This is a genomic window from Microbacterium trichothecenolyticum (assembly GCF_000956465.1).
Lineage (GTDB): Bacteria > Actinomycetota > Actinomycetes > Actinomycetales > Microbacteriaceae > Microbacterium > Microbacterium trichothecenolyticum.
The window spans coordinates 170507-184545 of record NZ_JYJA01000035.1 but is presented as its reverse complement, the minus strand read 5'-3'; the positions used below and the strand labels follow the sequence as shown (position 1 = coordinate 184545).

Genomic DNA, 14039 nt, shown 5'->3' with positions numbered 1-14039 from the left:
TCATGACCTCGCGTCCGCGACCGGGGGTTCTGGATGTCGCGCGGCGAGGTGGAGCATCTCGTGGACGTGCACGATCTTCTGTCGGGGCCGCGACGGCCGCGCGTCACGGCCGGCGGCCCGTTCGGCCTGGTCTATGTGTCGCCATTGGTCGAGGGTCACGTGGGAAGGTTTGCGTGCGCGTAGCAGCGCGTCCGCAACACCGGGCTCGAGGCTTCGCAGATCGGCGGCTTGCAGATCCTCGATGAGGTGCGTGACCGTCTCGCGGGAGCACACCCGGTTCGTGCCGATGACGCCGGACGGGCCGCGTTTGGCCCAACCGACGCAGTACAGGCCGGGCACCGGCTCGTTCGTCCCTGCCCGCAGCACCCGGCCGCCGTCGTTCGCGATCGCGCTGCGTGCTCCGTCGTAAGGCAGCTCGGCTGTAGGTGCCACGCGATACCCCACCGCGCGCAGCACCAGGTCGCCGTGCACTGAGGCGCGCATGGTGGAGTCATCATCGCTCGTCCGGCGTAACTCAACGCCCGTTACGACATCATTGCCGAGCAACCTCTCCGGGGTCCATCCGAAGCGGAAGGTCACCCGACGCACACCGGGCGTGACCGGTGTCGGTTCGGACGCCACGCTTTGGAAGAGCTCGATCTTCTGGCGCACCGTCTCGCTGTAGGCGTGGGCCTGAGTCGACGCGACCTCTGCAGGGACGGTGCGCACTTCGACACCGGGGAGGCGGCGCAACTCGATCAGCTCCGGGAGTGTGCAGGCCGACTCGGCGGGCCCACGGCGCGCCACGATCTGCACCTCGCGGATCGCGCTGCTGCCCAGCGCCGCGATCGCGTGGTCGGCCATGTCGGTGGCGGCGTACGCGTCGGGCGGCCGGGCGAGCGCCCGCGCGACGTCGAGAGCGACATTGCCGTTTCCGAGTATGACGGCGGATTCCCCACCGAGGTCGAACGCGCGATCCGCGAAGTCAGGGTGCCCGTTGTACCACGCGACGAACTCCCTGGCCGAGAACGAGCCGGCGAGATCCTCGCCCTCGATTCCGAGTCGGCGGTCGTCGGCGGCACCGCCGGCGTAAATCACGGCGTGGTGGGTCGCGCGTAATTCGGAGACGGTGACGTCGGTGCCGACCTCGACGTTGAACCAGCACGTGACGGCGGGATGCTCGAGCACAGCCTGGAAATGCTCGCTGATGAGTTTCGTGTCGGGGTGATCAGGGGCGACCCCGAAACGCGCGAGACCGAACGGGGTCGGCAAGCGGTCGATAACGGTCACCTCGATGCCCGGCACCGCGCAGAGTTCTTCTACGGCGTAGCACCCCGAGGGTCCGGCGCCGATCACGGCGACACGCGCCGGGAGCGCGGAAGCAGCGCGACGCGCTTGGATGTCGAGGAAGCGCGGAGTCAGCGGATGGGCTTCGAAGTATCTGCGGTTGACGTCGGCGAAGGGCTCTAGTGCCTCAGGCAGGTCGGGTTCGTCGTGGATCGCGGAGACGGGGCAGGCGTACATGCATGCCGCGCAGCCGATGCAGGCGGAGGGATCGATGAAGAGCTGCGGAGTCGTGAGGAAGGTGGGGTCGGAGGGCAGGGGTCGGATGCAGTCGACAGGGCACGCCGGGACGCACGACGCGTCACTGCAGCAGCCCCCTGCGATGACGAATACCACGAAGCACCTCTCCCGCGCGGGACAGCTTCGCCCCGTCTCTCCTACACTTTCACGAACTTGATGGTTGTCAAGTAAGTTTGTTCGAGCGGTAGCTAGATTGGCGCAACGAGCAAGGGAGCCGGGTTGAATCTTCGGGCTTGTGTGGTTGGAACTGGCACGAGCGAGACGATCGGTAAAGATCCCGGTCGCAGTCCGCTCCGGCTGCAGTTCGAGTCCTTCACCGCCGCATTGGACGACGCCGGTCTAGACAAGTCGGCGATCGACGGCATGGTGACGGCGTGGGGTGCGCCCCGCGGGGTGGACTACGACGAGTTCACCGTGGCGGCCGGGCTCGAGATCGACTGGGTCGCGCAGCTGTGGACGCACGGCCGCTGGGCGGCCTCCACGCTGCAGCAAGCCGCCATGGCGGTTACCATGGGTCTTGCCACCACCGTCGTCGTGATTAACTCCCATGTAGCCGGACTCGGATACGCGCGCCACCTGGCGCCGATGAGGAACCCGCTCGGGGGAGTGGACGAGTCACTGCGCGACGGGGGCGGCCCGTACGCCAACTGGACACTGCACGGTTCCAGCGGTGCCGCTGCCGGTGCCGCGCTGGCGCTGCAGCAGTACATGGACCGTTATGGTGCCACGTCGGAGGACCTGTCGGTCATCCCGATCACGCAGCGCGCCTTCGCGCAGGACAACCCCCTCGCGTTGCTTCACGGCACGCCGTTGAGCATCACGGACTACTTCTCTCAGCCCGAGCTGATCGGGCGGCTGCGTGCGGCGGACATCTGCGAGATGGTGGACGGCTCGACGTGTCTCATCGTCACTACCCCGGAGCGGGCCGCCGATCTCGGCCGACCCGTGGTGAACATCGCCGGTATGCAGGGCATCGCGTCGGGGCGTGACAACTACAACTTCTTTTCCCGCCCGGGGATGGGTTCGGGCATCAGCGACTCCTACGACTACGTCGCGCCGTCGAGCTTCCGTGTGTTCGATATGGCGGGCCGCAGTCGCGACGACGTCGACGGGTTCTACACGTACGACCCGTTCTCGGCGCAGGTCTGGATGGCGCTCGAGCGGTGGGGCTATGTCGCCGCTGGCGAAGCCGCCGCCTACTGCAGTGAGAATGGGATCGGCCTGAATTCGCCGCTGCCGATGAACACCTCGGGTGGCAGCCTCGCCGAGGGCCACCTGTACGGCTTTGGGCACATGCTGGAGATGGTCCGGCAGCTGCGCGGTGAGGCCGGGGCGCGTCAGATCCCCGGCGCGCGGACGCTGCACTGGGGCACGCCGTGGGGCGATGCCCTGCTAATGACGAACGACAGGAGCGCGTGAGGTGAGCGATACGTACCCGAGAGTGCTCCTGCACGTGGACGCACCGGCCGGACCGGCACCGCAAGTGCATCCCGACACGGCCGGCTTTTGGGAGTCGCTGCGGGACGGACAGCTCTCCCTGCAGCGATGCCGCAGGTGCGGGGTGCTCCGCTTCCCGCTCTCGCCGCACTGCCACGAATGCCTGAGCGGCGAGTACGACTGGGAGCCGATTGCACCCGAGGGCACGGTGGCTGTCGCCGTCCGGGCGCACGAGGCGGTGTCGAAGCTGCCCGCGAGCGGCGTAAGCCTGATGCAGCCGTGGCGAGGTATGACCCCGTACGTCACCGGTGCGGTCGACATGGATGCCGGTATTCGCCTACCCGGGCGCATCCTCTGCACGTGCGGTGACGCTCTCGCGCCGGGGACGCCCGTGACCGCCGTCCTTCTGGACGCGGAGGACAACGCGACGATCTACGGATTCGCACACGAGTGCGTGCTCTGAAGGAGCCCAGCATCGCCGTGGTTGTTCTCGCGGGCGGGCGCTCGTCCCGCGGGGCGGCATGGCCGAGGCGAGCATCGTTATGGTCGACAGCACGCTCGTGGAGCGGACGGTGGCCGCTGCGGAAGCCGCGGTGCCGGACGCGCGGACAGTCGTGGTAAGTCCGCGCTCAGCTGTCGAACCGATGTTGGCGAGGCGACAGCGCTCTTCGTCCGTGAGCGACATCCGCTCGATGGTCGAGGAGCGGCCGTCCGGCCGGCTTGACGGCACTGACCGACCGAACGAGAAGACGAGACGACGACGCCGATCGCCGACGGATGGGTCGCTGCGGTGCCCGGCGGGCCGCCTGCAGCTCCTGCTCGCCCTATATCGCGCGGAGGCGCTGGGTTACGGCATCCGACGGACGACAGGTCGTCTTGCGGAATCTGACAGAGACGCCATCTCGGAGCCGTATCAAGAAGTTCTGGGGTTGTTGGTTGGCCGATTATGATGTCGTCAGAATCGGAAACCTAGACATCGGAGTCTCTATGAGCGGTCTCAGCTCGATTTCGTCCCATTCCGGCCTCTACGTCGCGGGGGAGTGGGCGGAGGATCCCGGCCGTGAGTGGCTGCAGGTACTGAATCCCAGTAACGAAGAGGTCGTCGGTCGGATTCCGCTTGCGACAAGAAGAGACGTGGATCGGGCGGTGGATGCCGCCGTGGAGGTGCACGAGAGCGGTTCGTGGCGGGCGGTAGACCTCGCCGAGCGTGTGAAGCTGCTCGAGGCGATCGCCCAAGGTATCGAACGCCGCGCCGCCGATTTCGACCGCACCTACGTCCTCGATCAGGGCGGACTCGCCTCGTTCGCCGGCGCGATCACCGCGATGGGCGCGAATGTCTTCCGGGCCACGGCCGTCTTTGCGGAGCAGATCGACCTCGGTCCCACCCTTCGTGAGACGCTCGGTGAGGCGGTGTATCTGAGCCGCGAGCCGGTGGGCCCGGTCGCGGCGATCGTGCCGTGGAACTCGCCGCTGAATCTCGCCGCCGTCAAGATCGCGTCAGCATTGCTCGCCGGGTGCCCGATCGTCGTCAAGGTCGACCCGGTCGCTCCGCTCGCGCTGTTCCTGCTCGCCGAAGTGATCGAGGAGGTAGGGGTGCCCGCGGGTGTCGTCTCGTTTCTTCCCGGCGGTCGCGAGGTGGGCGAGCAGCTGGTGTCGCACCCCGGCATTCGTGCCATCACCTTCACGGGCAGCACCAGGGCGGGCCAGCAGGTCATGATCGCGGCGGCACAGCGGATGACCCGTGTGATGCTCGAACTCGGCGGGAAGAGCGCCGCGATCGCGCTGGAGGACGCCGACCCCGCCCAGTTCGCGCCCTTGATCGCGTTCGGATCCGTGCTGCAAGCCGGACAAGTCTGCACGACGCAGAGTCGCATCCTCGTCCCCGCATCGAGGAAGGACGAGTGGATTCCCGCCCTCACCGAGGCTTTCCGCGCGCTGGTCGTGGGTGACCCGGCCGACTCCGCCACGACGGTGGGACCCCTCGCGACGCAGGCGCAGCTCGATCGCGTGGAGGCCTTCGTTGCCCGGGCGCGCGAAGATGGCGCCACGGTGCTCACTGGCGGGGCCAAGCCCAAGGGCAGCGCCTTCGACCGCGGCTACTGGTACCAGCCCACCCTCATCACCGACACGAACCCGGAGATGCAGATCACGTGCGAAGAGGTGTTCGGCCCCGTGATCACCGTGCAGCCCTACGACGACCTGGACGACGCCATCGCCATCGCCAACAGCACCGAGTTCGGCCTAAACAACGGCATCTACACCCCGGATACCGACAAGGCCATCGCCGTCGCCCCGCGGCTGACCAGCGGAGTAGTCTCCGTGAACACATTCGGTCCCAGCGCGCTCGCCCCCTACGGCGGCATGAAGATGTCGGGGATGGGACGCGAGGGAGGCCTGGAAGGGGTGTTGGAGTTCACGGAGATCAAGCAGATCAACGTGGCCCACATGAGCTGATCCCGCCCAGGCGTCATCCGTTTCTCATTGCGCGCGGACTGGACCAGCCGGCCTACGGCGCGGAGTGTGGTGGGGATGCCTGAGCCGCCGACGTCTAGTGCTCTTCTACCCCGAAATACTCGTGCCTACCCCATCGTCGTCCCACTCTTCGCGCGCACGCCGCCGATATAGCGATTGTCCTCGACACCGTAGTGTTATATTGTTAGCCAACAAATAATTCTGTCGGCGTCGCCGCCGACCCGACGTTCGGGATCTGAGCATAGATTTCCGCGCGGCCGGGCCCGCGCATCGGCGTCCGTCGTCGTCCGCCGTTCGAGTCAGGGGCAGCATGAAGATCGTCGTTCTCGTCAAAGAGGTCCCAGACACCTACGGCGATCGAAAGTTGAGCCTGGAGACTGGCCTGGCCGACCGGGATGCCAATGACCGCGTGTTGGACGAGGTAGGGGAGCGAGCCCTCGAGGCGGCGCTGTCCTACGCCGAGCGCAACTCCAACGCAGAGGTGGTGCTGTTGTCCATGGCCCCCGCAGAGGCGCAGGCGAGCATTCGCAAGGGTCTCGCGATGGGCGCAGGGTCGGCCGTCCAGATCGCCGACCCGGCATTGCGGGGAGCCGATCTATGCCTCACCGCCGAGGTGCTGGCCGCGGCGGCACGGCATATCGGGTTCGATCTCATCATCAGCGGGAACCAGTCGACAGACGGATCCGGCGGCGTCATCGGCGCGATGGTCGCCGAATTGCTCGACGCACCCGCAGCGCTGAACCTGATCTCGCTCGAGATCGGGGCCGACGGCGTGCGGGGCGTGCGGTCAACGGATACCGGGACGGTCGAGATATCCGCGCCCCTTCCGGCTGTGGTCTCGATCACCGAAGCGCTGCCCGAGGCGCGCTTCCCCAACTTCAAGGGCATCATGGCCGCGAAGAAGAAGCCCTTCGAAACGCTCGCCCTGTCAGACCTCGGCATTGATGCTCTTGACCCCGCAGCCGCACGATCGATCATGATCGGGCTGCACGAGAAACCGCCGCGCGACGCGGGCGTGAAGATCTTCGACGAAGGCGACGCGGGTCAACGGCTCGCAGATTTCCTCGCCGACAACCGGCTGGCGTGAGGAGACGTTCATGACCGCTCAACAGATTCTCGTCCTGCTCGACGCAACGCCGTCGGGTGAACTCGCAACCTCCGCCGCGGGGCTGCTCGGTGCCGCCGCGGGTGTTGGTACGCCCGTTGCGCTTGTCGTCGGCGCAGACTCGGCCGCGCAACGCGCGGGCGAGTTGGGTGCCGCAACCGTGCTGACGGCGGCCGGCGACGCGGTGGATGCGCTCGTCGCAGCCGTGGACAAGATCCAGCCCGACGCGGTCATCGTGTCGCACTCGGTCGAGGGCCGAGAGTTCGCTGCGCGCTTCGCCACCCGGACGCGCTCCGCCCTGGCGGTCGACGTCGTCGCGATCTCGCGCGACGACGAGGGCATCGTGGCTCACCACTCCGTGTACGGTGGCTCGTATCTGGTTCAAGCGGCCGCGACGTTCGGCGCTCCGGTGATCACGGTGCGCCAGGGTGCTGTCGATGTGCGCGCAGAAGCGGTGGCCACGCCGGTCGTCGAGGCGCTCGCCGTTGAGCCGTCGCGCCGTGCGGCCGCTACGTTTGGCGAGGTTGAAGCGGCGGTCGCGTCCTCGACACGGCCGGAGTTGCGGGGCGCGTCCAAGGTCGTCTCGGGCGGCCGGGGTCTCGGCTCAGGCGAGAAGTTCGCCCTCGTCGAGGAGCTAGCAGACGCACTCGGTGCCGCCGTGGGTGCGTCGCGCGCCGCGGTGGACGCCGGTTACGTGCCTCAGAGTTACCAGGTGGGTCAAACAGGCGTGTCAGTGTCGCCGCAGCTATACGTCGCCCTCGGCATATCCGGCGCGATTCAGCATAAGGCCGGGATGCAGACCGCCAAGACGATCGTAGCCATCAATAAGGACGCCGATGCGCCGATTTTCGAGATCGCCGACTTCGGAGTGGTGGGAGACATCTTCACGGTCGTGCCGCAGTTGATCGCGGCACTCGAGGCGAAGAAGGCGTGACTGATGAGTTCGTCGGTGTCGTCCGTGCGCCGGGGTCTGCCGCGCGTGAGCGGCGGCGAGCCGTGGCCGCCAGTGGACGCGGTTCCCATGGTCGCGTCGGCCGCCGGAAAACGCACGACGTTCGAACATCCGAGTTCCGCTCCTTTGACGGGATCGGGTTCCACGGGTGCGGAATCCCCAACTCGGGTTTCGGTTGTCCCGTCTGCGACCGCAGCGGCTTCTTCTCAGCCGGCGCCTGTCCCGCCAGAAGCCGTTAGGCGCGGCCTGCCGCGCATGGCTGGGGGCGACCCCTGGCCACCGCTGTCGGCGGCGCCGCTCGACGGCGGCATCGATCACCGGTTGCCCGCGCAGCCAGCGACCGCCGGGCCTACAGAGGAGGCCCCGGGCGCACGTGAACCAGTGGCCGGCGCTCATCACCTGCGTCGCGGGCTTCCGCGGGTCGCCGGTGGTGACGCATGGCCGCCCCTACCACTCGTACCCTCGTCACCCGAGCTGCCCACCTTCCTGGCGTGCGCGGTCCCGTCCCGACGTCCGTGCGCCCAGACGTCGGCGGCGAGCCCGGCGGTGGCAACGCGGACGGCGACGGGCGTGCCCGCCGACCAGCCGCTTCCTTACATGCAGACAGTGTGGCCGGGAGCCGCAGCACGGGCTCGGGCGGGCATCCGTACTGCAGGTGGGTCGACCGAAACTCAAACACCATCGTACGAGGCGAAACGAATCGGTCCGTACACGGCTTTTCAGTGGGTCGGTATCTCGATTGTGGGCGCAGGCGGGTTGCTTTTCGCCGGAGGTATGGCGGTCCTCCTGGTGCGTTGGATCCTGTCCACGTCATGGGGCGCGGAGTTCCTCGCCGCATACCCCGGCGAGTATCACCTTCCCACGGGCGCGCCGGTCGGGTTCCCGGCGTGGCTGGGATGGCAGCACTTCTTCAATGCTTTCCTCATCGTGCTGATTATCAGGAGCGGCTTGCAGGTGCGCCGTCAGACGAAGCCCCCGGCGATGTGGTCACCGCGATGGAACAGATCGCGCCGGATCAGCATCAACCTCTGGTTCCACCAGTCGCTCGACATTCTGTGGCTCGTTAACGGCGCCATCTTTGTGGTTCTGCTCTTCATCACTGGGCAGTGGATGCGGATCGTGCCGACGTCTTGGGAGGTGTTCCCGAATGCTCTCAGCGCAGCCTTGCAATATGTCTCGTTGGATTGGCCTACCGAGAACGGATGGGTCAACTACAACAGCCTGCAGCAGCTCGCGTACTTCGTCACCGTGTTCGTTGCAGCCCCACTGGCAGCGGCGACGGGGGTGCGGATGAGCGGAGTGTGGCCGAGGAACGCGCGGCGACTGAACGACACCTACCGTGTCGAGTGGGCGCGGGCGCTGCATTTCCCGGTGATGATCTACTTCGTCAGCTTCATCGTCTTCCATGTCACACTCGTGTTTGCCACGGGCGCCTTGCGCAACCTTAACCACATGTATGCAGGACAGGGATCCGAGGACCCGACAGCATATGCCGACAACTGGGTCGGATTCTGGATCTTCTTCGTGTCGGTGATGATCATGATCGCGGCGTGGGTTGCAGCACGACCGCTTGTTCTTGCGCCGATCGCCCGCATTTTCGGCTCGGTGTCCCGTGGCTGACGCCGATCCGTGGACGATGCAGGTCAACCGAGTTTTGGCGCGCAATCCGGGCCCGATGACGCTCGAAGGCACCAACACGCTGGTCGTGCGCAATCCCGACCACCACGGTGTGCTCGTCATCGATCCGGGACCGTTGGATGTTCTTCATCTCGAACGGCTGACCCGACTTGGGCGTGTGGAGCTCATTCTGCTCACCCATCACCATGGTGATCACACCCAATCGGCGCACCGCCTGGCGGCGATGTCGTCGGCGCCGATTCGAGCCGCCGACGAGCGCCTATGCCTGCGAGCGGGGCCGCTGGTCGATGGCGAGGAGATCGTCGCAGGGGGGGTGCGCCTGAACGTGATCGAGACCGCCGGGCACACGGCTGACTCGTTGTGCTTCTACCTTCCCGACGACCGTCCGATTGATGTACCTCGGAAAACCGGATCGATGATCACGGGAGACACGATTCTTGGTCGTGGCACCCCGGTCATCTCCGAAGGTGCTTCGGCGTTGCGTGACTACCTCTCGTCTCTGCATCGGTTGGCCGACTACGGTGACGCCGTCGTGATACCAGGGCACGGCCCTCGGCTCGACAACCTCAGGGCGGTGTCGGAGCTGTACCTCAACCACCGCCTCGGCAGGCTGCGGGATGTGGAGCGTGTCGCGAAGGAACTGCGCGATGCGGGAGACCTTGTGACCGCCTCTAACGTCGCTTCCCGCGTGTACGCGCATGTCGATGAAGAGACGAAGTGGGCCGCGGAGGCCAGCGCTGCGACCCAGCTCGCCTTTCTCGCAGCGGAGACTTCAGAGCCTGAGCGCGGGACCTCCGCCTCGTCGGCCGTGCATCGTTTCGATGAAGGCTTCGCACGCCGCGAAGGCCCCGGGCGTTGACATCCACCGACGCGATCAACTTCAGCCCAATGGTCAAATTAGGAGGCAGATGATGTTCAGGCTTGAGATCCTCCGGACATTCGTTGCGGTGGTCCGAGAGGGTTCCATCATCGCGGCATCCCGTCGCTGCGGATACAGCGCTGCCGCGGTCTCCCGTCAGATGACGGCGCTTCAAGGAAGACTCGGGATCACCCTGTTCCAGCCAGACGGAAGAGGAATCCGATGCACCGCAGAAGCTCGCGAGCTTGCGGAAGCCGCTCAACGGCTACTCGACGAAAGTAGCCGCTTCCACGACTTGGCGTGGCGCCTTAGCGCAACGAGTCTGCTTGAGGATGCATCATCTCGTCTCACGACAGGACAGCGAACCTCGTGAAGCCTTCGCACCCTGGCCCCCGCAGCGCACAAGTGCTCGGGCTCACGGCCTCTCGATCGCCCAACACGGTGTCGCGGCTGAGGCTCCGCCGGGGAGCTTCGCTGGGCGACTCCTGAGCACCACCATCCCGAGAAGCGGTTCTGAGACTTGACCCAATGTCAAGAACGGCCAGTTTTGGCCGGACGTCTTCTCATAAGAACCGGCCCCGATAGGGAATCGTTCAATTCGGGTCTGACAGCGGACGGAAGTAGCGGCTCATGGAAACCTCCAATTCGAGGACCGCGCCCGAGCAAGGGCGCGAAGCCCGTCATACGACGGGTGCAGCGCGGTTGGCGTATTTCGTATCCGACAGCACGGGCATCACTGCTGAGACGCTGGGCAGCGCATTGCTGGCGAACTTCCCGGGGTGGACCTTCGAGCGTCACACAATCCCGTTCATCGACACCACTCGGGCAGCTCGAGAATTGGTTGGCGACATGCGGGCAGCATCGCGCAGCCGTCATGCCCCTATCGTCTTCGCGACTGTGAAGTCATCCGAGATTCTGCGCGAGCTGGAGGTGTCCGGCGCATTCGTCGTCGACCTACTGCGCGGTCACCTCCGCGAGCTGGAGGTCGCCCTCGGCACCACGGCTTCCGAACAGCTGGGCCAGTATCACGGAGTGGGCGACATCGAGCGGTACTTCGCCCGCATGCGCGCAGTGGAGTACGCGATCGAGCACGACGACGGTCAAAGCGTGCGTTCATTGGACAGCGCCGATGTAATCATCATCGCGCCGTCACGTTGCGGGAAGACGCCGGCGACGATGTACCTGGCGCTTCAGTACGGGCTGCTGGTCGCGAACTACCCGCTGACAGATGACGATTTCCCCGGCGATGGACTTCCCCAGGTAGTCGCGAGCCACGCAGCCAGGTGCTTCGGTTTGACGACGACGCCGCTGCGACTGAGTCAGGTGCGGCACGAGCGACGCCCCAACTCCACCTACTCATCACTGGCTCAGTGCACCCTGGAGCTTCGCCGTTCCGAGGACCTCTATCGGCGAAACCGGGTGCCGTTCCTGAACTCCTCAACGAAATCTGTCGAGGAGATGTCCGCGGTCATCATGCAGTCGATGCGACTTCGAACGTGATCTTTCCACGGTCACCTCTCTTGCACACCGCTCACAGATCGGAATAGCTCATGACGAATGTTCTTTGGTTCCAAGAGGTCGGCATGGCCGACATCGCGAAGGTCGGCGGCAAGAACGCGTCACTTGGCGAGATGGTCTCCAATCTCTCGGATGCCGGCGTGCGCGTTCCGGGTGGCTTTGCGACCACGGCAGACGCGTATCGGAACTTCCTCACCACCGAAGGGCTCGATGCCCGTATCCGCGCCACGCTGGAGGCTCTGGATGTGACCGACGTCACGGAGTTGGCACGGGTAGGTGCCAACGTTCGCGAGTGGATCGAGCAGCAGCCGTTTCCGGCGCAGCTCGAGTCCGACATCCGTGCCGCATATATGTCGCTCATGGCGCGGGATCCTCAACCGGAGACGGTGTCGTGGGCCGTGAGGTCTAGTGCCACGGCGGAGGACTTGCCCGACGCTTCTTTTGCGGGTCAGCAGGAAACGTTCCTGAATATCAGCGGCATCGAGAACATACTCGCCGCGATCCGCAGCGTATTCGCTTCGCTCTACAACGACCGCGCGATTGCCTACCGGGTACATCACGGTTTTGATCACTACGACATCGCTCTCTCGGCGGGGGTGCAGCGGATGGTGCGGTCGGACGTTGGGGCCTCGGGGGTTCTGTTTACAGTCGATACGGAGTCCGGATTTGACCGGGCGGTGTTCATCACCAGCTCCTACGGGCTCGGCGAGGCGGTAGTGCAGGGCGCGGTCAACCCGGATGAGTTCTACGCGTATAAGCCTGGACTTCGCACTGGACGGCCCGCGATTCTCAAACGATCGGTGGGGGAGAAGGCCGTCAAGATGGTCTACGCCGAGAGCACCCACACCGGCGCCAGCACGGTGTTCACGGACGTGCCGCTCGCGGAGCGGATCCAGTTCAGCATCACCGATGCGGAGGTCGAGGAGCTCGGCCGACAGGCGTTGGTCATCGAGGACCACTACGGTCGGCCGATGGATATCGAGTGGGGCAAGGACGGCATGGATGGACAGCTGTATATCCTGCAGGCGCGCCCGGAGACCGTCGTGTCGCGCGCCGAGGGCAACGTCACTCGCCGATTCGTGCTCAAGGAACCTGGCACGGCCATCACGGTCGGTCGCGCCATCGGCCAGAAGATCGGCGCGGGTCCGGTGAGAGTGCTGACCTCGCTCTCCCAGATGGAGGCGTTTCAGTCGGGAGACGTACTGGTCGCTGACATGACTGATCCCGATTGGGAACCAATCATGAAGCTTGCGTCCGCGATCGTCACAAATCGGGGTGGACGAACCTGCCATGCGGCGATCATCGCCCGCGAGCTCGGTATCCCAGCTGTCGTCGGCACGAGGAACGCGAGCGTTCTCCTCCGCGACGGGCAGGAGGTCACGGTCTCCTGCGCCGAGGGGGACAACGGCCTTGTGTACGACGGGATCCTCGCTTTCGACGAGGTAGTCACTCATACGGATCGGATGCCACCCATTCCCGCCAAAATCATGCTCAACGTCGGAACCCCAGACCAGGCTTTCGCCTTCTCCAAGCTCCCTAACAGTGGCGTGGGGCTGGCGCGCTTGGAGTTCGTCATCAATCGCCAGATCGGCATCCATCCCCGCGCTCTGCTGGATCACGACGGCCGGATGGGCCCGCTGCAGAACGAGATCGCCGAGCGCATCGCTGCTTACGAATCCCCGCGGGATTACTTTGTGAAGAGGGTTGCGGAAGGAGTTTCCATGATCGCCGCGGCGTTCGCGCCGGAGCCGGTCATTGTGCGGCTGTCGGACTTCAAATCCAACGAGTATGCCAATCTCATCGGTGGCGAGGAGTACGAGCCGCACGAGGAGAACCCGATGCTCGGCTACCGGGGTGCATCGCGGTATATCTCGGAGGAATTCCGAGCATGCTTCGACATGGAATGCGAAGCGCTCCGACTGGTGCGCGAAATGGGGCTGACCAACGTTCAGATCATGGTCCCGTTCGTCAGAACCCTGGGCGAGGCGCAGCGAGTCATCGAATTGCTCGAGGAAAACGGACTCCGTCGCGGTGACGATGGCCTGAAGATCATCATGATGTGCGAGCTGCCATCCAATGCGATGCTCGCCGATGAATTCCTGCAGTACTTCGACGGCTTCTCGATCGGCTCCAACGATATGACTCAGCTCACCCTTGGGCTCGACCGCGATTCGGGCCTGGTGGCTGCCGCATTCGACGAGCGCGATCCCGCGGTGTTGCGCATGCTGTCGATGGCGATCGCGGCGTGCCGCCGCGCTGGCAAGTATGTCGGCATCTGCGGGCAGGGCCCCAGCGACTACCCCGACCTCGCGCAATGGCTTGTCGACGAGGGTATCGAATCAATGTCGCTCAACCCCGACACCGTCGTCGAAACCTGGCTGCGCATCGCGAGTGATGGGTCGCCGGCCCCGGTCGGAAGTGTTACACCCGACCGCGGATTCGTTCGCGATGAGGGTGAGGCCGATCCTCGGGTGGGGAAGGCCCGCTGATGCGCC

General features: G+C 65.5%; 11 protein-coding genes. 10 read left to right on the top strand and 1 reads right to left on the bottom strand.

Annotation, left to right across the window (positions count from 1 at the left end; translation table 11 throughout):
- Positions 1–1659, bottom strand: coding sequence for an FAD-dependent oxidoreductase (locus tag RS82_RS11455; RefSeq protein ID WP_045299493.1), 1659 nt, complete (start codon positions 1657–1659; stop codon positions 1–3).
- 141 nt (positions 1660–1800) lie between these two features.
- Here RS82_RS11455 and RS82_RS11450 point away from each other — a divergent pair, with 141 nt between their 5' ends.
- The 10 genes from RS82_RS11450 to ppsA all read left to right on the top strand — a co-directional run bounded on the left by RS82_RS11450 (position 1801) and on the right by ppsA (position 14033).
- On the top strand, positions 1801–2982 hold the full coding sequence (locus RS82_RS11450; RefSeq protein ID WP_052676794.1) for a thiolase C-terminal domain-containing protein: 1182 nt from the start codon (positions 1801–1803) through the stop codon (positions 2980–2982).
- 1 nt (position 2983) lies between these two features.
- Positions 2984–3463 carry a Zn-ribbon domain-containing OB-fold protein gene (locus RS82_RS11445; protein WP_045299484.1) on the top strand — a complete coding sequence of 160 codons (480 nt, stop codon included), beginning with the start codon at positions 2984–2986 and terminating at the stop codon, positions 3461–3463.
- Positions 3464–3720: 257 nt separating this feature from the next.
- Positions 3721–5454, top strand: a complete 1734-nt coding sequence (locus tag RS82_RS11440; protein ID WP_211255919.1) for an aldehyde dehydrogenase family protein — start codon at positions 3721–3723, stop codon at positions 5452–5454.
- Between the two features lie 328 nt (positions 5455–5782).
- Complete coding sequence (locus RS82_RS11435) at positions 5783–6559, top strand: electron transfer flavoprotein subunit beta/FixA family protein (RefSeq protein WP_045299479.1); 777 nt, start codon at positions 5783–5785, stop codon at positions 6557–6559.
- 10 nt (positions 6560–6569) lie between these two features.
- Complete coding sequence (locus tag RS82_RS11430) at positions 6570–7511, top strand: electron transfer flavoprotein subunit alpha/FixB family protein (protein ID WP_045299477.1); 942 nt, start codon at positions 6570–6572, stop codon at positions 7509–7511.
- 588 nt (positions 7512–8099) lie between these two features.
- The gene (locus RS82_RS21830) at positions 8100–9149 is read left to right on the top strand and encodes a cytochrome b/b6 domain-containing protein (RefSeq protein ID WP_245619589.1); all 1050 of its coding nucleotides are present in this window, start codon (positions 8100–8102) and stop codon (positions 9147–9149) included.
- On the top strand, positions 9142–10026 hold the full coding sequence (locus RS82_RS11420; RefSeq protein WP_245619588.1) for an MBL fold metallo-hydrolase: 885 nt from the start codon (positions 9142–9144) through the stop codon (positions 10024–10026). Before RS82_RS21830 ends, RS82_RS11420 begins: the two co-directional genes overlap by 8 nt.
- Positions 9989–10399 (top strand): helix-turn-helix domain-containing protein, encoded by a 411-nt coding sequence (locus RS82_RS22050; protein WP_425411885.1) that lies wholly within the window; start codon positions 9989–9991, stop codon positions 10397–10399. The genes RS82_RS11420 and RS82_RS22050 overlap by 38 nt, the downstream gene beginning before the upstream one ends.
- 257 nt (positions 10400–10656) lie before the next feature.
- Positions 10657–11526, top strand: a complete 870-nt coding sequence (locus RS82_RS11415) for a pyruvate, water dikinase regulatory protein (protein WP_084695593.1) — start codon at positions 10657–10659, stop codon at positions 11524–11526.
- Positions 11527–11576: 50 nt separating this feature from the next.
- Positions 11577–14033: a phosphoenolpyruvate synthase gene (gene ppsA / locus RS82_RS11410; protein WP_084695592.1), complete on the top strand. Its 2457-nt coding sequence runs from the start codon at positions 11577–11579 to the stop codon at positions 14031–14033.
- Positions 14034–14039: the final 6 nt, after the last annotated feature.

Bases quoted from the DNA above. Each gene is read 5' to 3' on its own strand.
- RS82_RS11435 (WP_045299479.1), top strand. From the start codon at position 5,783: ATGAAGATCGTCGTTCTCGTCAAAGAGGTCCCAGACACCTACGGCGAT.
- RS82_RS11430 (WP_045299477.1), top strand. From the start codon at position 6,570: ATGACCGCTCAACAGATTCTCGTCCTGCTCGACGCAACGCCGTCGGGT.
- RS82_RS22050 (WP_425411885.1), top strand. From the start codon at position 9,989: ATGAAGGCTTCGCACGCCGCGAAGGCCCCGGGCGTTGACATCCACCGA.
- RS82_RS11415 (WP_084695593.1), top strand. From the start codon at position 10,657: ATGGAAACCTCCAATTCGAGGACCGCGCCCGAGCAAGGGCGCGAAGCC.
- ppsA (WP_084695592.1), top strand. From the start codon at position 11,577: ATGACGAATGTTCTTTGGTTCCAAGAGGTCGGCATGGCCGACATCGCG.